We start from the raw sequence: 20,888 nt of genomic DNA, 5'->3' as shown, positions 1-20,888 counted from the left end.
TTTTACATTTACTCCAAACCAAATCAACAATGAAACTTATCACAATTATTTCCTTTATCTCACTGATGTTTTCTTCAGTGATAGTCGGTTCAGAGAATGAATTCGAGGCCATAGTCAGCAAGTCTGAGAGCACCGTAACGTGGAGTGCCAAAAAAGTCACCGGTGAACATTATGGGAAAGTCCTGATTTCAGATGCTCAGTTGGATTATCAGAACGGAAAAATCCAAGGCGGCTCGTTTGAAATGGATATGACCACCATAACAGTAGAGGATATTACAGATGCAAATTCAAATGCAAGATTGACCAATCATTTAAAATCCGATGATTTCTTTTCTGTTGAAAAATTCAACAAATCATCATTTAAAATCACTGAAGCTAAAACATCCAATGGAACAGACTATCAGATCACAGGAAATCTGATCATCAAAGGAATCAGCAATCCAGTTACTTTTCCAGCTAAAGTAGATGTGCAAGGGGAAAAAATCTTCGCCACAGCAAGTATTGTTTTTGACCGCACCAAGTTTGACATCAAATACCGTTCAGGCAATTATTTTGAAAATCTTGCTGACAAGTTGATTTATGATGACGTGAGTTTGGAAGTGAAGTTGGTCGCTCTCAATCAGTAATATTTTAAAGGTAAATTATCTCAAGCTTTTTCAGGCTACTCTATTTAATGGAGTAGCCTTTTTTTGTTTAAGCCAAATGACAATCTCAATTCAAAATATTTGGGATGCAAATGTTACTATTGGTGCCTTACTTTAGTAATTTAGCCCAATGGAGTACAAATGGATGATCAGAGACAAGGCTGATTTAGAAACTGTAGAATCCTTGGGAAAAGAAATCAACGTAAACATGACCTTGGCCAATATGTTGGTCAACAGGAAGGTCAATACTTTTCAGATAGCCAAGGATTATTTTAGACCTGATTTGGACAAACTTCATGACCCATTTTTGATGAAGGATATGGATATTGCTGTCGAAAGATTACAGACAGCGATCCAAAACCAAGAAAAAATAATGGTTTACGGTGACTATGATGTTGATGGCACCACTTCCGTAGCTTTGGTTTTTGGGTATTTAAAAGAGTTTTATCCTCATGTCAGTTTTTATATTCCTGATAGGTATAAGGAAGGATATGGTATTTCCGAAAAAGGAGTGAGGTTTGCTGCCGAAAATAGTTTTAAGCTGATCATCTCTTTGGATTGCGGCATCAAGGCCTTGGAAAAAGTTGCATTGGCCAAGGAACTTGGGGTTGATTTTATTATTTGTGACCACCATACACCAGGTGAAAACCTCCCCCCTGCTGTTGCGATACTTGATCCTAAAAGAAAGGATTGTCTATACCCCTACAAAGAATTGAGTGGTTGTGGGGTAGGTTTTAAATTGATTCAGGCTTTTTCTATTTTTCAGGGAAAAGACCCTGCCAGAGTGATGGTTTACCTGGATTTGCTTGCCATCAGTATTGCTGCGGATATTGTACCGATTACGGGGGAAAACAGGGTGTTGACTTTTTATGGACTGGAAAGAATCAACAACAACCCAAGACCAGGTATCAAAGCCTTGATACTTCGAAGTCAGATTGAAAAAGAAATAGAAATCTCGGATATCGTATTTAAAATCGGGCCAAGAATCAATGCCTCGGGAAGGTTGGAACATGCCAAAGCCTCAGTGGAATTATTGATTTCTAAAGAATTGGAAGATGCTTTGGCAAGGGCAGAAATTGTCGATTCGGTGAATGCCGCAAGGAAAAACTTTGATGAGAATATCACCAAAGAAGCCTTGACCATGATACAGACCATGGAAGAAGTAAAACAGATGAAAACCACGGTTCTTTTTAAAGAGGATTGGCACAAAGGGGTAATTGGGATTGTCGCGTCGAGGTGTATTGAAAAATATTACAGGCCAACCATCATTCTCACTGAATCCAACAGTAAAGCCACAGGAAGTGCGAGGTCAGTATTTGATTTTGATATCTATGAGGCAATCTCCGAATGTAGCGATCTGTTGGAGCAGTTTGGAGGGCACAAATATGCTGCTGGTCTGACCATGTCCGTTGCCAATGTCCCTGCATTCCAATCCAAATTTGAAGAGGTGGTCAGTTCGAGGATTACAGATATCCACATGAAACCTGTTCTGGAAATCGATGATGAAATCTTGCTGGATCAGATCAACTATAAGTTTTATAATATTTTAAAGCAGATGGCACCTTTTGGCCCCGGAAATCCTGAACCGATTTTCTGCGTCAAACAGGTCTATGCTGAAAATGTCAGGATACTGAAAGACAAACACTTGAGATTCAATGTAGTGCAGGATGGACAAGAAACAAAACCGGTATGTATTGCTTTTGGAATGGCAGACAAAAATATCTATCCGGATGAAATTATTTATAAGATGCTCAACCGAAAAATGCGTTTTGATTTGGCTTTTGAGATCAGGGAGAATACTTTTAGGAACAACAGCAGCCTGCAATTGTACGTGAAAGACATAAAATTTGATTGATTATGAAATCGAGCCTGCCTGAGGCAGACAGGCATGATGCAAGTGACATATATTAGAACGATTATCATTGCGAGATTCCGTCACATGTCCCGACCAATCGGGATGACCAATGAAAATAAATTATAAACACATGAAATTAAGGGCAGAAAACCTTATCAAGATTTACAAAGGCCGTAAGGTTGTCAATAACATTTCCGTTGAGGTGGAACAGGGAGAAATTGTTGGTCTATTGGGTCCAAACGGTGCTGGCAAAACCACTTCTTTTTACATGATTGTGGGACTTATTAAACCCAATGAAGGGCAGATTTTTTTGGAAGATCAGAATATCACCAAACTTCCCATGTACAGAAGGGCAAAGTTGGGGATTGGATATTTGGCCCAAGAGGCATCTGTATTCAGAAAACTTTCTGTAGAAGAAAACATTCTTGCAGTTTTGGAAATGACTAAAATGACCAAAATTGAAAGAAAGGAAAAAACCGAAAGTTTGCTGGAGGAATTCAGTTTGACCCATGTGCGCAAAAATTTGGGTATGGTGTTGTCCGGCGGGGAAAGGAGGAGAACTGAAATTGCCCGTGCATTGGCCGTAGATCCAAAATTCGTACTACTCGATGAACCATTTGCTGGGGTAGATCCAATAGCAGTAGAAGAAATCCAAGGCATTGTAGCCAAACTCAAAACAAAAAATATAGGCATCCTCATCACTGACCACAATGTGAATGAAACATTGTCTATTACCGACAGGGCATACCTGATGTTTGAAGGCCAATTATTGAAAGCGGGTACTGCTGAAGAATTGGCAGCAGATGAACAGGTCAGGAGGGTTTATCTTGGCCAACATTTTGAACTTAAACGCAAAATTTTTAACTGATGGAAGTTGTCAACTCCTTTATGACCTGGATTTTTAAAAACAGGGTAGGTCAGATCCAAAATTTTATGCAATACCCGATTGAGTCTCAAAACCAGATTTTTGATGAACTCATCACGGCAGCCAAAAGAACTGAATTCGGGAAAAAATATCAATTTAGTGCGATCCGTTCCTATCAGGATTTTGCAGATCAGGTTCCAATTCATGACTATGAACAAATGAAACCCTATATCGAAAAAACGATGAGAGGGACTCAAAATGTCATTTGGCCAACAGAAATAGAATGGTTTTCAAAATCTTCTGGAACTACGGGCAGCAGAAGTAAATACATACCTGTTTCACAGGAATCTCTGGAAGAGTGCCACTTCAAAGGTGGAAAAGATATGCTTTCACTATATGTTAATAACTACCCGGAAAGTAAGCTTTTCACTGGCAAAGGTCTTACCATAGGAGGAAGTTTGGCAAAGAATCCTTTGAATGGTGATAGTGATATTCAGGTTGGGGATATTTCTGCCGTGATTACCCATAATCTGCCTATGTGGGTACAGTTTGCAAGGACACCAAGTCTTGAAATAGCGCTCATGAGTGAATGGGAATCCAAAATTGAAAAAACTGCCTTGGAGGTTATGGATGAAAATGTGACGAGCATTTCCGGTGTACCCACTTGGACAATTGTGCTGCTTCAAAGGGTCATGGAACTCAAAGGAGCAAGCAATATTTTGGAAGTTTGGCCAAACCTCGAAGTGTTTTTTCATGGAGCGGTTGCCTTTGGCCCTTATAGGAATTTATTCCGGGAATTGATTCCTTCTGAAGGAATGAGGTATGTAGAAACCTATAATGCTTCTGAGGGATTTTTCGGGATTCAGGATCAAAAGAATTCAGAAGAATTACTTTTAATGTTGGATTACGGGATTTTTTATGAATTCATTCCCATGGAAGAATGGGAAAATGAAAATCCAAAAGTCATTCCCCTCTCAGAAGTTGAGGTAGGGAAAAATTATGCAATTCTGATCTCAACCAATGGAGGACTTTGGAGATACAAAATCGGTGATACAGTCAAATTCACCAATACCTATCCATACAGGATTAAAATATCAGGACGAACCAAGCATTTTATCAATGCATTTGGTGAAGAAGTGATCGTAGAAAATGCTGAGAAGGCAGTTCAAACAGCTTCCGAAGCTACTGATGCCCTGATTACAAATTTCACCGCTGCTCCTGTCTATTTTGGTGATTCCAAAAGCAAAGGAGCACATGAATGGATCATTGAATTTAAAAAGATGCCCTCAGATCAGGAAAAGTTCATTCAAATCTTGGACAGTACTTTAAGGGAAATCAATTCCGATTATGATGCAAAGAGATATAAGGATATGGCCCTTACAGCTCCCAAAATCCATTTTGTGGACGTTGGTATTTTTGAAAAATGGCTAAGAGGGAAAGGAAAACTCGGGGGACAGAACAAAGTGCCAAGACTTTCAAATACCCGGGAGTATTTGGAAGAGGTATTAAAGTTGATTTAAATAATTATTGGTATTTATACCCCAATCTCGACAGGCTTCAAATTATTCATTTGCCTAAGGATCCAAGCCTGTCTGCCTGAAATGTAAGCCGTTGGCCTGGCGGGGTTCCATCGTCTCGGATTGGGAAGTACGGCAGCAATCAGGGCTGCCTCTCGTTTGGAAAGTTTTGCAGCAGTCTTATTAAAATAAGTTTGCGCAGCCGCTTCTATACCATAAATTCCCTCCCCCATTTCAATGACATTGAGATAGACCTCCATAATTCTTTCCTTGGACCAGATCAGTTCGATCAAAAAGGTAAAATAAGCCTCAAGCCCTTTTCGGATCAGATTTCTGGCGGGGCTTAAGAAAACATTTTTAGCAGTTTGTTGCGTAATGGTGCTTCCTCCTTTGACTCTTTTGCCCTTTTGGTTGTTTTCCCAGGCGGTCTTCATGGCTTCCAAGTCAAATCCATTATGATCCATAAACTTTTGATCTTCGGCGGCAATTACTGCTTGGGGGACATTTCTTGAAATTTCTGAAATCGGAACCCAATCTTTTTTAAGCCTAATTTCTTTTTCTTTATCAAATGCCTGCTCCCAAAGTCTGATTACCATCAATGGTGTAATGGGTACAGGCAAAAACCTGTAAAGGACTGTAAAACCTATGCTTAAAATAAAAAACCAGATGATGATTTTAAAAATAAGCCTGAATAGAAACCTAAATATTTTCATGGTATTTTTAAGCGTAGGCGGTAGCTTGTATAAATCGGTAATAGAAAACAGCATGTGGCATGTCCCTCAATTCATCCATGGCCAGTTGCATGTCATTCACCTGTTTTTCTGAAACCAAACCTTCTTCTATTAATAAAGGCGCTCCACTGCTTATCAGGTTTTTCCAATAATTGAATACCGTTCTTTTTTCTTCCGGATGTCGGCTGTCCAAGTGGAAGCCTCCTGAGCGCAGGTCAATGTTGATGTATCCTGCTTCTTCCAATAAATCACCCAATCTTACCCCAACTTGCGGATCACCACCAATTTGAACTTGGTATTCATTATAGATTCTCCAATAGTCTATCACTTCCTTTTTTACCGGATAGGTATAGAAAGTCGAATTGAATACTTCTGTTATGGAGACCAAGGCATTAGGTTTTAAGAATGGCTTCATGCTGACCAAAACTTTCACAGGATCAGTAATATGCTCCAATACCCAACAGATAAATGCTGCATCATATTGCTTGTCCAAATGCAAGTTTTTTGCATCCTGCTGTACGAATTTCACTTTGCTTTCATCATATCCTAATTTGGACATATTCTCAATGGCCTTTTTAATCTGACGGGATTCATATTCAACGCCTGTGATCTGGAGATGGGGAAATCTTCTGAGTAGGATTTCAGTTTGTGCACCAACCCCGCAGCCAATTTCAAGCAATTCTTTTACCTCCGAAAAATCTATGTAATCATAAATGGGCCTTTCGATGACCAATGCCTGTTCTCGGAGCCTTTCTTGCTCTTGTTCAAGGTAACCATGTATGTATTTTGGTGAACTGCTGCCCATATTTGTTTTTTTCAAAAACAAAATAAGGTGATTTTATCAGATTTCTTTACCTTTAATTTTTAAAAACCAGCAAATATCATGAGCCGCATAACAATCGGAAGCTTCGAGGATTTTGAACAATATATAGGAAAAGAATTGGGAGTCTCTGAATTTCACCAAATCACCCAAGAACAAATCAATAAATTTGCTGAAGCCACCCTTGACCATCAATGGATCCATACAGAACCTGAAAGGGCTAAAAATGAAGGAGGATTTGGAGATACCATTGCGCATGGTTATCTGACACTTTCGTTGGTGCCTTATCTTTGGGATCAGATCATTCAGGTCAATAACCTCAAAATGATGGTTAATTATGGTATTGAAAATCTTCGCTTTGCGCAAGCGGTTTTGGTCAATAATGAAGTCAGATTGAGTGCTAATCTTAAAAATGTGGTTAACCTCAGAGGTACAATCAAGGCCGAGGTAAATGTAAAATTGGTAATAAAAGATCAAAAAAAGCCTGCTTTTACTGGGGTTTTGGTCTTTCTGTATCATTTTGTTAGTTGATTATTACATGATTTACGTTTAAATTCGGATTTGAAATCTAAATTCACCACATTTATAGTATGGCTAAAACTATAGAAAATACTCACCCCAACTAATTATTTTTATACCCCACTCAATGATGTTTTATTAATTAACCTATTAAAAATTACCAGTTATGAACCAATCCCTAAAATTTAATGACAAGGGAAATTCACAGTTTTTTGTGACCATTAAAAATAGAGTTGACACATATTTCAAAGACAATAATATTTCTAAAAATGCCAATGCGGCAATGATTTGGAAAACTGTACTTTATCTAGGGTCATGGATTGGCCTATATCTTGTGATTATACTGGAGGTTTTTCCTACTTATATTAATTTCTTTCTTGCCATCATCCTGGGTATGAATATGGCATTTATAGGCTTCAATGTATGCCATGATGCCTTACATGGTTCTTATTCTAAACATGGCTGGATCAATAAAGCGCTTGGTTTTATTTTCCATTTTATCGGGGCAAACGTATATGTTTGGAATATCACCCACAATAAGGTTCACCATACCTACACGAATATCGTTGGGCATGATGGTGATCTGGATGTTGCTCCCGGCATGGTAAGGGTGTCTCAGGATGAACCTTTGAAACCTTTCCACAGGTTCCAACATATCTATGCATTTGCGCTTTATTCACTTGCTTCCCTATCCTGGTTTTTCAGAAAGGATTACGTAAAGTTTTTTCAGAAGAAAATTGGATCACATGTCAACAAGCATCCGAAAATTGAGTATTTCAACCTGTTCTTTTACAAGTTGATGTATTATAGTATTTACATAGTCATCCCATTAGTGGTAATGGACATCACTTGGTGGCAATTTACGATTGGTTTTCTGGTGATGAATTTTGCGGAAGGACTTGTACTTGGATTGGTATTTCAATTGGCCCATTTGGTGGAAGATACGGATATGCCCCACCCTAAGGAAAATGAAAATATTGAGGAATCTTGGGCAGAACACCAAATGCGGACTACTGCCAATTTTGCCAGAAAAAGTAAAGTTGCTGCTTTCTTATGTGGAGGGTTGAACTTTCAGGTAGAGCACCATCTTTTTCCAAAAGTCTGTCATATCCATTATCCGGCTATTTCGGATATTGTGAAAGAGACTGCGCATGAATTTGACCTGCCTTACAATGAGAATGATACCTTTATGAGTGCCTTAAAATCTCATTATCTTTTCTTAAAGAATGCAGGTAGAAATGAAGAAATAGCCGAACCGATACTTTCCTCTAGAGAAAGAGAATTGGTAGCTTAATCTGGTTTTTTTAACCATGTAGGTCCTGAATGATTTCTTTGAACATACTGACACCAACAGGTATAAGTTCATCAGGGAAATCGAAATTCTGTTCATGTAATTGAGGTTGCTTCTTACCTGACCCCAATCCAAAAAGTAAGGTTTTGGTATGGACTGAGAAAAGCCCAAAATCCTCCGACCACCTAAATGGTATTCGGATATGCTTGGTTTTGAGTTTGAGCCTTTTTGCAGCTTCATTGCCTAGATTCCAGGCGTCTTCGTCATTATGTGTGGCTGCAAAACTTTCAACATATTCAAAAGAAACCTCTAGACCGTATTCTTTGGCGATTTGTCCTACCAGCTTTTCAGCATAGGAGACCAACAAATCCCTTGTTTCATTTTCGTGTGCCCTTAAGGTTGCTCTCACATATGCCTCACCGGGAGTGGTACCAAAAGCTATTTCACCCAATTGGGCATGAATGACTGTTATCAAAGTAAATTTTTTCATGGCATCAGGAAGTCTTTCCAATGCTACAATCGTTTTGGCCATGGCCTCTGCAGGACTATTGCCTGCCTCAGGATGAGCTGAATGTGAGTTCCTTCCTTTCAAATGAATGGTCATTCCTACTGAGGCTGCTGCAAAAGCTCCTTTTTTTAAAATGATCTGCTTGCTGTCAAATGTGGGAAGGTTGTGCAGTGCAAAAGCATAATCAGGGTTGATCGATTTGAACTTTGGATCTTTGATGACTGCCTCAGCTCCTGCGCCAGTTTCTTCAGCAGGTTGAAAAAGTAAAACCACTTTTCCTTTTGTTGGTGGATTTTTAGATAAATGAATACCCAAACCACTGATGATGGCCATATGTCCATCATGACCGCAAACATGTGATTTGCCGTCAACAGTACTGATATGCTTGATGTTGTTTTCTTCTTTGATGGGCAGTCCATCCAATTCACATCGGTAAAGAGAGATTGGACCATCTTCTTTTCCTTCATATACAAAAGCCACACCATGCCCTCCTAGGTTTTGAATTACTTTATTGGGGCTTAAATTCTGGAAAAAATTTAAAACTCTTTTTGATGTCTCTTTCTCTTCACCCGAAACCTCAGGATATTGGTGTAATGTTTTTCGGAAGTCGGTGAGTGTTTTAAGGGTATCTTTATCCATGGTTTTTCCTTTGTGTCAAAAATAGAAGATTGCAGTTGGTTTATGCTACAAATTATGAGAATAGATTGTTCCAATTAGGAATTTATGATTTTAGAATTAAGAGTTCAGATTTGGACTAGAGTTGGTGATTCCTTATAATAACTTTGGTGTTTTGTGGATATTCATAAATCAGTGAAACAAGTAATCCATTTTTTTCAAGAACTTTTTTATATTGTCAGGTGCTAACAACTTAATCCGTTTGTCATGACTACAGAACAAAAAACTGCAATTGAGCAGGAAATCGAGAACTTGAAATCAAACCTAACAGGAGACATGTTTCAGGACATGGAAGCCCGCGACAGAATCCATAATCTGGAAATGCAGCTGAAAGGTGTGAAACCCATAGATAGTTATTTTGACTGCATAGGCTGCGGCAGTTAAAAAAATTTTGGAACCACAAAAGAAACAAAAGGTAACAAAAGATTCACTTTCAATTCTTTCTTTTATTCACTTTTGACACTTTTGTGGTTCAATCAAATTTTTCCCTCAAATGACCATTCACAGGTACTTCGTTATTTACAAGCCTTTTGGAATTCTTAGTCAGTTTTCAGGGGATAAGGGTACATTGAAGGATATTGGTGATTTTCCCAAAGAAGTCTACCCAGTTGGCAGGTTGGATAAGGATTCAGAGGGCTTATTGTTATTGACTGATGACAAAGTACTCAATCATCATTTGCTCGACCCCAAGTTCCGCCATATCAGGACTTACTTGACACAAGTAGAAGGGCTTCCTGATGCTAAGGCGATTTTATCATTGGAATCCGGCGTTGATATCAATATTGATGGTAAGATATACAGGACCAAAAAAGCTTTTGCAAAGCATCTGGTCGAACCGCCCATTTTACCGGAAAGAAATCCACCTATCCGGTACAGAAAGTCAGTACCTGATTCATGGATAGACTTGAAGCTGATAGAAGGCAAAAACCGACAGGTAAGAAAAATGACCGCAGCAGTTGGATTGCCTACTTTGAGATTGGTCAGGTGGTCTATCGAAACCTTAAATATTGATGGCATGGAAGTGGGTGAATCTAGGGAATATGAAAAAGAAGAATTGTACAGGTTATTGAATATAAAAGTTAGATAATGACACGGTATAGTCTTGGAAAGCTCTGTTTTTTAGAAATATACTATATAAATCACAACAAATATTCTCAACAATACTACCATCCATCAATTAAGGAAAATCAGAAATTGGGATAAAGGGTATTTTGTTATAATTTAGCCGTCTTTAAGACGTGAGATGTGAGACGTGAGACACAAGACTTAAGACGTAAGATAAGAGAATTGTTGACTTAAAAGAAGTTCAACTTTAAAGTTTTATTTCAATTTATATCAACTCTATTTCTATCCGCCACGGTGGACAAGCTCATATTTCACTTGTATATCAATAATTCAAATAATTAATTAAAAATATTCCATGCATCAGGACAAGATCCAACAGGTCATCGAAGAAGTAAAAAAAGTAGTCGTAGGTCAGGACCGGATGGTCAATAGGTTATTGATCGGATTGTTTACCAATGGCCATATTCTATTGGAAGGTGTTCCAGGTTTGGCAAAAACATTGACTGTTAATACCCTTGCAAGGGTTCTACATTTAGATTTCAAAAGAATTCAGTTTACGCCGGATTTGCTCCCATCGGATTTGGTGGGAACCATGATTTACAATCAGCAGGAAGCAAGCTTTGAGGTGAAGAAGGGGCCTATTTTCGCCAACATCATCTTGGCGGATGAGGTCAACAGGTCTCCTGCCAAAGTACAGTCTGCACTTTTAGAGGCGATGCAGGAAAAGCAAGTGACCATAGGTGAAACTACTTTTCAATTGGATAGGCCATTTCTGGTATTGGCTACCCAAAATCCCGTGGATCAGGAAGGAACTTATCCGTTGCCGGAAGCACAGGTGGATAGATTTATGATGAAGGTGCATATCGACTATCCTTCCAAAGCGGACGAAATGGAAGTGATGCGCAGAATGGCCAATATGTCTTTCAGTTCAGAAGTGAATGCAGTACTATCCAAAGAGGATATTTTTGCGATCAGGAATCAGATCAATGAAGTCAAAATCGCAGAACCATTGGAAAACTATATCATTGAATTGGTATTTGCGACAAGGTCACCTGAAAAGTACGGGATGAAAGAGGAAGCTAAGTATATCCAATTCGGTGTTTCTCCAAGGGCCAGTATCAATTTACATTTGGCTTCGCGTGCTGCTGCCTATATGGATGGCCGTGATTATGTCTTGCCTGAAGATATCAAAGCAGTGGCAGAAGATGTTCTAAATCATCGCCTGATTCTCAATTATGAGGCGGAAGCGGACAATATCAGCACTCGAGATTTGGTACGTCTGTTTTTGGATAAGATACCTATTAACAAAACCGTAACATTGAAATAGCCGAATATCATACTCATTTTCAATTATAACCTTTTGGTTTAGATCAAACGGTCATTGCAATATTAAAAAATTGTGATGACTGTTTTTTTTTACCTGCCTCTTATTAATGAATTGATAATTTTCAAAACGCTTCCAATTAACATTTAGTGGTGAATTTTGTGCAGTTAAAAATTGCTGCTGTACAAATTTTAAAACAAATGAAGAAAATTTTAATTCTAATTGTCTTTTTGTGTGGAATTGGGTCCAATGAATTGGTAGCCCAAACTGCCACAGTGAAAGGAATTATCAACGACACAAGGCTAAATGAAACTGTTGTTGGTGCCAATGTGAGAATAGAGGGGACTACCCTAGGTACTGTCTCAGACATTGATGGATCATTTGAACTGAAAAACGTTCCCTCAGGCCCCCAGATTTTGATTGTTTCTTTTATCACCTATTCCACAGAAAAAATTGAGATTGATGTTCCTCAATCGGGAAGTATTTCTGTAGAGGTTAACATGATAGAGGATATATCTGAACTCGCGGTGGTTACAGTCTCCGCTGTTAGGGAAACAGCTTCTGATATCAGTTTGCTTAGGGATATCAAAGAAAGTATTCAGGTAGTCAGTGGAATTTCTGCTGAATCCATTAAAAAAACACTTGATAGTGATGCATCTCAAGTGGTCAAAAGGATTCCTGGTGTAACTGTAGTTCAAGACCGATTTATTGTAATCAGGGGATTGAATGAAAGGTACAATACCACTCAATTGCACAATATCAACACGCCAAGTATGGAGCCTGATGTAAGGTCGTTTTCTTTGGATGTGGTGCCGAGTAATATTGTCGATAAGATTCTGATTTATAAAAGTCCTTCTCCAGAACTCCCAGGAGATTTCTCAGGAGGCATGGTAAAAATCTTCACTAAAGGTATTCCTGATGGAACCTCTACAACACTCGATGTTTCCACTGGATTCAGGCAAGGAACTTCTTTGAGAAATTTCAGGGGTGAAGAAAGAAGAAGTAACCATTGGCTAGGACTTAACGATGGAAAAAACAATCTCCCTGCGGGTTTCCCTGAAAGGTTGACGACTTTGCCATCTAATGAGATAGACCAAGCGGGAAGATCACTTCCAAATAACTGGCAGGAACAAAATTACGGTTCAGGACTTGATTCTAGGGTAGCAGTTACTCACTATTTTAGGAAGGATATTGGAAATAAAGGAATGCAGATAGGTAATACCACAAGTATCCAATATTCCAATACCAAGACAATCTTTAATGTGGAGAACAATGCCTTTGAAGCGTATGATTTTGAAGCCAATTCCCAAAAGCTCAGATATGCATTTGACGACGTAGAGTTTGGTCAGGAAATTATGAATGGGATCATTTTCAACTGGGCATGGAAGATAAATGACAACAATGTAATTGAGCTTAAAAATCTTTATGAAAGATTAACCACCTATGATTTTATAGATAGATTCGGTGATCAGGTTGCACAAGGTTTTAGACAAAATAACTTTGCCTTTTTCAATGAATACAGAGGTATATACTCTGGACAATTGGTCGGAACTCACAAACTATTTCAAGAATCAGGCAAGATTGATTGGGTGGGTGGTTACGGTTTATCTTACAATGACTTACCTGATTATAGAAGATATAGAAAGAATGTGGTTGATTCTGAGACAGGAGAATCAGTTCTATTTGTACCGAGAGGTCAAACTCCTGATTTTCTTGGAAAATTTTACTCCAATATGCAGGAGAATATCTATTCTGCAGCAGTCAATTATGAGCAAAAGTTCAATCTGAATAAGGAAACTAATTTCAGACCTGTTTTAAAAACTGGAATATATTTCGAAAACAGGGAAAGAAGTTTTGAAGCAAGGAACCTAGGTTACAGTAGAGGCACTAATTTTGATGAAAGCCTTACTCAAGTCGGAATAGGAGAGCTTTTCGATGAAAAAAACATCAATAGTGTATCAGGTATCAGATTGGGTGAGAATTTTTCAACGAGTAATTTTTATTCCGCAACCAACGAACTTCGAGCATATTATGTGTCCATGAATTTACCATTAGGTAAATTCAATTTGTCGGGAGGACTAAGGATAGAAGATAATGTGCAGACCCTGCAAAGTCCCGATAGGTTTCAACCAGGTACAGATACACCTCCAATTGAACCTGTAATTATAGATCAGGTGGATATCCTTCCATCTGTAACGCTATCCTACAACATCAACAATAAAATGGTTTTGAAAGGAGTTTATGGCAAAACATTGAACAGGCCTGAATTTAGGGAAATTGCTCCTTTTGGATTCTTTGATTTTATATTTGATGCCACAGTTACAGGATATACATTCCTAAGAAATGCCAGCATTCAAAATTATGACCTTAGATGGGAATGGTATCCTAGTCTGACGGAAACGGTATCTTTTGCATTTTTTTATAAAGACTTTACAGATCCTATCGAATCACTCTATGGGAATTTTGGTAGTGAGCAATCCACTTTCCTTTTCAGAAACTCCGAAAGGGCTTTTGCAAGAGGAGTGGAAATCGATATCAGAAAGTCAATGGCGAATGTGATTCGTACCAAGTTTTTCAGCAGAGTCAGCACTTTAGTAAACGTTTCGATTATCGACAGTGAAGTTACATTAGGTGAGGACCTATCACAGTTGCTTCGTGCAAAAGATAGACCACTGCAAGGCCAATCTAACTTTATCGTAAATACTGGTCTCTTTTATGACGATGAAATAAAAAACCTCCAAATTAATCTTAACTACAATGTGATTGGGAAAAGGATTTTATTGGTTGGTGCCGGTGCCATTCCTGACACCTATGAAATGCCAAGGAACGTATTGGATCTTTCAGTTCGAAAAGGGATAACACAAAAATTATTTCTTAAAGCAGGTATCAGAGATATTTTCAACCAGGAGTTTTTACTCCTTCAAGATGGAAATGAAGACGGAGTTTTTGATAGAAAAAATGATCAGATTTTCAGAAGGTTTAAACCTGGCAGACAGTATTCGCTGGGCATTTCATACGAATTTTAACAATTAACTAAACTTTATATTATTATGAAAAAAAACAAACTTAGTAGATTCTTGAGTAACAAGCTGGGTCTACTTTCATTGGCTTCATTTGTAGCCTTTGCATTTACTGTAATGTCTTGTGGGGATGATCCCGAACCGACTATTGGAGCTCCTCCAACAGTATCCGTATCTCCTTCCTCAGGATCTGGAGTAATTGGTGCAGTGGTAAGTACACAAGTTACCGTCAATGCACCAGAAGGTATCAAAACCCTTACAATTTTGAAAAACGGTGCTCCTGATGCAGCGTATCCACCAGTGACATTGACAGGTACCACTGGAACTTATGACTTATCGTATACCATCGAATCAGGTCTTTCAGTTGGAAATACAGTTAATTTCACTTTTGTGGCACAGGATACTAGAGACAGATCTTCTGCCCCGACAACATTTGCGGTTACTGTATCTGCAAATCCTCCTAAGCCTAGAGTCCAAGTTGGTGGAACTACGCAATTGGCTGGATACGATGAGCATATCGTAGGTGTAGCTGTTACTGGTTTGGAAGGTACTTACATCCAAGACCGAAATGTAACTTTGACCCCTGACAAAGATTATTTCTTAATAGGTTTTGTTAGGGTAGGACCTATTCCAGCATCTGGTCAGACACCTCAGACAGACGATGGTAGAACAGAAGGTGTTTTGACTATTGAACCTGGAACTGTAGTTTTCGGAGATCAAGCAACCAAGGGAACTTTGGTTATTCAAAGAGGTGGTAAATTAATCGCTGAAGGAGAAGTTGATAACCCAATTGTATTTACATCTACCAGAAATCCTGGTGAAAGAACTCCAGGTGATTGGGGTGGTGTTGTGCTTTGTGGTAGGGCAAGAAACAATGAAGGTCCTAGCGTGCAGCTTGAAGGTGGGTATGCTGCTTGGCATGGTGGCACCAATGATGAAGATGACAGTGGTGTTTTGAAATATGTTAGAATTGAGTGGGCTGGTATTCCAATCAACCCTAATGAAGAAGTAAATACCCTTACAATGGGTAGTGTGGGAAGAACTACTGAAATCGAATACGTTCAAGCTTCTTTTGGTCTAGATGATCAGTTCGAATGGTTTGGTGGATCAGTTGATGGACGTCATTTGATCGCCTACAGAGGTTTGGATGATGATTTTGATGTTGATTTGGGACATAGTGGTAACATTCAGTTTGCCATAGGCATAAGAGATTCCAAGGATGCAGATCAATCCGGTTCTAATGGTTTTGAAGTTGACAATAACGGTAGTGGTGAATTGAGGGAACCATTTACATCTTCTGTTTTTTCAAATGTTACCATCATAGGTCCTAAAAAACTTAGAGAAACTTCCATCTCAGCAGAATTTCAACATGGTGCTCAATTGAGAAGAAGTAGTAAATTGAAAATTTATAATTCCATCATTACTGGATATCCAATGGGTATTTTCATAGATGGAAACAGCACCACCCAATTCGCCGAAAACGATGAGCTTCAATTAAGAAACGTAATTCTTGCCGGTGTAAGAGGTTGGGGTGGAAATGGTTTTGGAAAAGCATATGATCCAAATAGACCTTGGGACAATCAAAGTGCAATCAACTCTGCTAGTTTCCCGGATTTAACAGCTACTGGATTACCGTTTTTAGATGCTAATGGAAATCCAAGACCAAATCATCCAGGTTCTGAACCAAGAGGACATGCATTGAGATCCACAGTTCAGGCCTTTGACTCAAGGGCTTGGTTTAGTACTGCTGCTTATGGTAATCAGTTCTTTGGTGCATGGGATGAAATTGGTATCAGTCCTTCTGTATTTGATTTGGGAACTCCAGTATTTACAGTAGAAGCTGCAAGTGCTGCTGCAACTAGTGGAAAATGGGATAATGTGCCATTTGTACAATCAAGCTCCAAAAGCTCCTGGTTTGGAGATTTTGAAGAAGTTCCTTATGTAGGTGCATTTGGTACTTCGGGAGATTGGACACAAGGATGGGCTAATTTCAGCAGAAATACAGTTTATAGAGATTAATAAATAAAAATTAGATGTTAAAGGCCAAGTCGGAAATTCTGACTTGGCCTTTTAAATTGATATTGCATGAAGAGTACAATCATTGCCATTACTACAATTTTATTATTTTCCGTTGGCTGTAACACTGGAAAACAGAAATATGATATCGGCAGCTATTATGAAAAGCAAGTTCAGGATACCATTATGACCAATATCATTACCTATATCTATAAAGTTCCAAGAGGTGCAGATCCAAAGAGGAAGCATGATTTGGAATATAGACAACTTTATGTGAATCAAATTGACTTATTTAAATTTGTAAAATATTATATAGATGTAGAAGACAGTACACATTATTTTTATTTGATCAGACCTGCGAGAAATGAAAAAGGATTTAAAAGAGGGGTTTTAGGGAAATATAAAATAGATGACTCATTTAATCTTTTGGATTTTGAAGAAATAGCAAATACCCCCATGATTCCCGAAGAAGAAATCTTGGAAAATGGAGAATACCTTTGGAATGACTTGATGCACTTTGGTAATGTGGAAAGATATATTTTGAATAAAAAGTATATCGAGTTTCCTGATGAACGAGCTAGGTATGATAAAAATACCCATCAATGGACTTATGAAAAATGATAGTTTTTTAAAGTTTTTAAAAATAAAATTTATTTTCCTTTATTGAATTCGGTTGAAAAAAGTCAAAAAAAGAACCAATTTCATTAAAAAATACCCTGTTTAGGGTATTTTTTGGTATTGGTAGGAAGGTTAAATTTGTAAAGTACGATAAGGTATTTTTCCACGGTTTTTTTGATAAAAATATAGGGGATAATAAAAAACTCATTTTTTATCCCCAATTTTTTTAATAATCCATCGATTGAATTAATTTTTCCCAAACCTAATTGGTCAAGTATCTATAAATATCTGTCCAAATCCTAATATCCGAAATTTGGTGTTGAACTGGATTTAAAGAATTTTATATTTCAATTCTAATATCTCAAACCCACCTTGATTCCTCCATAAAAATTCCGCCCCGGAGCAGGCTGGTAAAATCGATTGGCAAAAGCATTCAGGTCATTTCCCAAGCTGTAGACTTCATCCAATAGATTATCTGCACCTCCATAAACTTCTATATCCCATCGGCTGCCAAGAGTATTTCTCCAACCTATTCTGCTGCCTACTAGATTATAAGAATCCTGAAAAACTGTGTTCGCATCATTCAAAGGAATTGCATCAACAAATTGATGGGTGAAATTCAAATAAAAACCCAGTTTGCTTCTGATATCCAATAAATTGACCAAGGTATTGGGTGAAACCCCGGTCAATTGATTACCGGAAAAATCATTGCCGCCTTTTTCAAAGTCTGCAAAATTGAAATAATGACCGGTAAAGGCATGGTTGAGCTTTATCTCCTGGATGATAGTGTTTTGGTTTCTGAACAAGGCATAATCTAAACTGACCTCAATTCCTTTTTGATCAGTGGCTCCTGCATTTCTGAAGAGTACTACACCTTGGTCATTGGTAAACGTGGTAATGGTCTGATCCAGCTTAAAATAGAATGCAGTAAAGTCAAGGTTGAAAATACCAAACCGGCTCCTGTATCCTGCTTCATAATTGATCCCCCTTTCTGCCTCCAGATCCAAATTGATGCTACCTTCATTAGTCCTGACCTCGGCAATGGTTGGAGGGGAAAAACCCGAACTGATGCTTCCGTGAATTCCAGAATGATCGCTCAATTTGTAGACCATCGCAATTCTTGGAACCACGATAGGGTTGAAGGTTCTTGTATTAGATGAAGGTGGGTTTGGTCCGGCGTCTATGGTTCTGATGATATCATATCTCCCAAAATTCTGGCTGAAGCCGAGGGTCATCAGGATTTTTGATGTCCATTCTATTTCCAGTTGCTGAAAGAGAAATGCCTGTGTGGTGATGAGGTCATCACTGAACCTGATGGTATCGGCCTGTCCTTGCCTGTTACCGAAATTCTGCGCCAAGGTTTTTCCAAACTGGTACTCACCCCCTGCAACTATCTGAACAGGGAATTGTCCCCATTGGTCGTTGTACGAAAACTTTGACCTACCCCCATAACTGAAAGCAGTTTCTTTTTTGTAGTCTAGAATAAAAGGATTTTCAAATTCGGTGGTGTTAATATATAAGGCTGTGGAATTGTCCCATTTGTCATTGAAATCAATTTGGTGTGAAAGTGTTCCATACAGTGTTTTTTGTGCAATAGAGCTATTTTGAGCAACAGAACCCGGCCTAGCCTGCGTTCTATCTTCCTCCAACTGTGCTGCATTAAGCGCACCAGGAATCTGGTATTGAAGGTCTGAATAAAGTATTTGACTGGAAAGAGTCTGTTTGGTTGATGGCTTGGAATGCAATGCAAGTTGAAACACTTTTCTGTCCAATGCACTGTGTTCTCTATAACCATCTGATTTTTGATGTACATAAGAGGCATTGATTCCACCCTCTCCGATTTTCTGGTCAATACCAAGGCGATATCTCAATAATCCAAAGTCTCCGATTCCGAAATCCGAAGAGAGATAATTTTCAGAAACTGTTTTCCGACTCTCCATGCTGATGACACCACCGTTTCCTGCACCAAAAATACTTCCTGCCGGACCTTTGATGATTTCTGTATTCTGAAGGTTGGAAAGGTCAAGGATATTCAATGCCGTGGTTCCATCAGGAGATGTAAAAGGGATGTCATTCCAATAGACTTTCACATTCCTAACTCCAAATGGTGACCTTAGAGAACTCCCCCTAATTGATATTCTATAACTGGCTGGAGCCCTTTCCTCTACCCTAATGCCTGGCTTGGTATTGAAAGCACTCAGAAGAGAATTCTCATTGAAACGGTGCAGTTCATTTTCCAAAACTTTGCTGATGGCTCCGGCCTGATGTACCAAAGGACGCTCAGATTCAAAGCCTGACACCACCACCTCATTCAAAGAGCTAATGCTTGGAACCATCTCAATATTCTTGTCCTCATTTGGATTGACAAGAATTGAAAAGTTTTCATAAGATATATGGGAAAATGCAAGAAGCGTAGGATTGTTTAAATTGAGAATAACTTTCCCATTAGAATCTGAAACCTGATTATTTTGCCCCTGAATTTTTACAAGGACACCGGGAATTGTATTTTGAGTATTTTTATCTAAAATGACAATGTGGTTTTGTCCCATTGTTGACAAGGGAATGAGAAGAAAGAGCAGGCAAACGGTTAATTTCATGCTGAAATATATGGGATTTGAAAAGGCTTACAAAGAAGCATTTTATGAAAGGAGAATTGATGCAAAAGGAAGTGAATTTTTTTCTTTTCTTACAGATTTACATAGTTAATATAACATAATCTATAGGCTATAGATTAAAATCTTCCCCAAGACATAAATATGATGATTATATCATTTCAGGGGGAATTGTTTTTATTAAGAATTGATAAGCACTAATAGCTGTAACAAGAGAAACAGGTGCGCTAATCGTTAAAAGAGCAAAATGATTTTTTCAGATTGAGGGATGTGGCTAAGACACTTAACAGTTATTAACATAAAAACAAAAAACCCCGTATTTCTACGAGGTTTCTGTACCAGGAGCGGGAATCGAACCCGCACGAGATTGCTCTCACAAGATTTTAAGTCTTGCGTGTCTACCTATTCCACCATCCCGGCTTACTCTACTGCTAGAGTATGTTACCTTTTAAACAACAAAGCCCTTTTGCAAGGGCTTTTTGAGCGAGAGACGAGATTCGAACTCGCGACCCCGACCTTGGCAAGGTCGTGCTCTACCAGCTGAGCTACTCTCGCATACAATATTTCAATTAACGGTTGTGCTATACCTCCCGATAGCTATCGTGGATGAGCTACTCTCGCTTTTTATTAAATTAAGCCGAAAACCTTACATCTCCGTCTTTTGTGTGTGCAAAGGTAAAGCAGTTTTTGAAATATGCAAAAAGCTATGGTCAAAAATTTTATGATTGTTATGTAATCCCAGTTTCAAGATTTGACTATCAGTGCATTACTATATATTTATGGTGAATTGGCTGTAATAGTAATCTTT

The 20,888-nt window shown here is 38.5% G+C and carries 16 protein-coding genes and 2 tRNA genes; 12 read left to right on the top strand and 6 right to left on the bottom strand.

Annotation, left to right across the window (positions count from 1 at the left end):
* Nucleotides 1-29 precede the first annotated feature (29 nt).
* The 4 genes from HMJ38_RS05785 to HMJ38_RS05770 all read left to right on the top strand — a co-directional run bounded on the left by HMJ38_RS05785 (nt 30) and on the right by HMJ38_RS05770 (nt 4,884).
* Complete coding sequence (locus tag HMJ38_RS05785; protein ID WP_194973425.1) at nt 30-626, top strand: YceI family protein; 597 nt, start codon at nt 30-32, stop codon at nt 624-626.
* Between the two features lie 148 nt (nt 627-774).
* Nucleotides 775-2,499, top strand: a complete 1,725-nt coding sequence (gene recJ / locus HMJ38_RS05780; protein WP_194973424.1) for a single-stranded-DNA-specific exonuclease RecJ — start codon at nt 775-777, stop codon at nt 2,497-2,499.
* A gap of 130 nt (nt 2,500-2,629) precedes the next feature.
* Nucleotides 2,630-3,367 (top strand): LPS export ABC transporter ATP-binding protein, encoded by a 738-nt coding sequence (lptB, locus tag HMJ38_RS05775; protein WP_194973482.1) that lies wholly within the window; start codon nt 2,630-2,632, stop codon nt 3,365-3,367.
* Nucleotides 3,367-4,884 (top strand): GH3 auxin-responsive promoter family protein, encoded by a 1,518-nt coding sequence (locus HMJ38_RS05770; RefSeq protein WP_194973423.1) that lies wholly within the window; start codon nt 3,367-3,369, stop codon nt 4,882-4,884. Before lptB ends, HMJ38_RS05770 begins: the two co-directional genes overlap by 1 nt.
* 14 nt (nt 4,885-4,898) lie before the next feature.
* Here HMJ38_RS05770 and mtgA read toward each other — a convergent pair whose 3' ends face one another.
* On the bottom strand, nt 4,899-5,594 hold the full coding sequence (gene mtgA / locus HMJ38_RS05765; RefSeq protein WP_194973422.1) for a monofunctional biosynthetic peptidoglycan transglycosylase: 696 nt from the start codon (nt 5,592-5,594) through the stop codon (nt 4,899-4,901).
* A gap of 7 nt (nt 5,595-5,601) precedes the next feature.
* The gene (locus tag HMJ38_RS05760; RefSeq protein WP_228779906.1) at nt 5,602-6,432 is read right to left on the bottom strand and encodes a class I SAM-dependent methyltransferase; all 831 of its coding nucleotides are present in this window, start codon (nt 6,430-6,432) and stop codon (nt 5,602-5,604) included.
* A 63-nt stretch (nt 6,433-6,495) separates the two neighbouring features.
* Here HMJ38_RS05760 and HMJ38_RS05755 point away from each other — a divergent pair, with 63 nt between their 5' ends.
* Together HMJ38_RS05755 and HMJ38_RS05750 are read left to right on the top strand one after the other, a co-directional pair.
* Entirely contained in the window at nt 6,496-6,963 is a 468-nt protein-coding gene (locus HMJ38_RS05755; RefSeq protein ID WP_194973421.1) for a MaoC family dehydratase, read from the top strand.
* A 154-nt stretch (nt 6,964-7,117) separates the two neighbouring features.
* The gene (locus tag HMJ38_RS05750) at nt 7,118-8,245 is read left to right on the top strand and encodes a fatty acid desaturase family protein (RefSeq protein ID WP_194973420.1); all 1,128 of its coding nucleotides are present in this window, start codon (nt 7,118-7,120) and stop codon (nt 8,243-8,245) included.
* Between the two features lie 10 nt (nt 8,246-8,255).
* Here HMJ38_RS05750 and HMJ38_RS05745 read toward each other — a convergent pair whose 3' ends face one another.
* A complete protein-coding gene (locus tag HMJ38_RS05745) occupies nt 8,256-9,389 on the bottom strand; it encodes an amidohydrolase (RefSeq protein ID WP_194973419.1) in 1,134 nt (377 codons plus the stop codon).
* 243 nt (nt 9,390-9,632) lie between these two features.
* On the opposite strand from HMJ38_RS05745, the gene HMJ38_RS05740 reads away from it, so the two are divergent.
* The 6 genes from HMJ38_RS05740 (at nt 9,633) to HMJ38_RS05715 (ending at nt 17,471) form a co-directional block, all read left to right on the top strand.
* Nucleotides 9,633-9,809, top strand: a complete 177-nt coding sequence (locus tag HMJ38_RS05740; RefSeq protein WP_194973418.1) for a hypothetical protein — start codon at nt 9,633-9,635, stop codon at nt 9,807-9,809.
* Between the two features lie 109 nt (nt 9,810-9,918).
* Nucleotides 9,919-10,512, top strand: a complete 594-nt coding sequence (locus tag HMJ38_RS05735; protein WP_194973417.1) for a pseudouridine synthase — start codon at nt 9,919-9,921, stop codon at nt 10,510-10,512.
* Between the two features lie 333 nt (nt 10,513-10,845).
* The gene (locus HMJ38_RS05730; protein ID WP_194973416.1) at nt 10,846-11,817 is read left to right on the top strand and encodes an AAA family ATPase; all 972 of its coding nucleotides are present in this window, start codon (nt 10,846-10,848) and stop codon (nt 11,815-11,817) included.
* Between the two features lie 197 nt (nt 11,818-12,014).
* Complete coding sequence (locus HMJ38_RS05725) at nt 12,015-14,840, top strand: TonB-dependent receptor (RefSeq protein ID WP_194973415.1); 2,826 nt, start codon at nt 12,015-12,017, stop codon at nt 14,838-14,840.
* A gap of 24 nt (nt 14,841-14,864) precedes the next feature.
* Nucleotides 14,865-16,853: an Ig-like domain repeat protein gene (locus HMJ38_RS05720; RefSeq protein WP_194973414.1), complete on the top strand. Its 1,989-nt coding sequence runs from the start codon at nt 14,865-14,867 to the stop codon at nt 16,851-16,853.
* Nucleotides 16,854-16,919: 66 nt separating this feature from the next.
* Complete coding sequence (locus HMJ38_RS05715) at nt 16,920-17,471, top strand: hypothetical protein (protein ID WP_194973413.1); 552 nt, start codon at nt 16,920-16,922, stop codon at nt 17,469-17,471.
* Between the two features lie 350 nt (nt 17,472-17,821).
* Here HMJ38_RS05715 and HMJ38_RS05710 read toward each other — a convergent pair whose 3' ends face one another.
* From HMJ38_RS05710 to HMJ38_RS05700, 3 genes are all read right to left on the bottom strand, one after another.
* Nucleotides 17,822-20,017 carry a TonB-dependent receptor domain-containing protein gene (locus HMJ38_RS05710; protein WP_228779905.1) on the bottom strand — a complete coding sequence of 732 codons (2,196 nt, stop codon included), beginning with the start codon at nt 20,015-20,017 and terminating at the stop codon, nt 17,822-17,824.
* 399 nt (nt 20,018-20,416) lie between these two features.
* Nucleotides 20,417-20,500 (bottom strand) — tRNA-Leu (locus tag HMJ38_RS05705).
* A gap of 62 nt (nt 20,501-20,562) precedes the next feature.
* Nucleotides 20,563-20,635, bottom strand: a tRNA-Gly gene (locus HMJ38_RS05700).
* Nucleotides 20,636-20,888 lie beyond the last annotated feature (253 nt).

Source organism: Aquiflexum lacus, from assembly GCF_015476655.1.
GTDB lineage: Bacteria > Bacteroidota > Bacteroidia > Cytophagales > Cyclobacteriaceae > Aquiflexum > Aquiflexum lacus.
The sequence above is the reverse complement of the archived record's forward strand: the minus strand, read 5'-3'. Positions and strand labels throughout refer to the sequence as shown.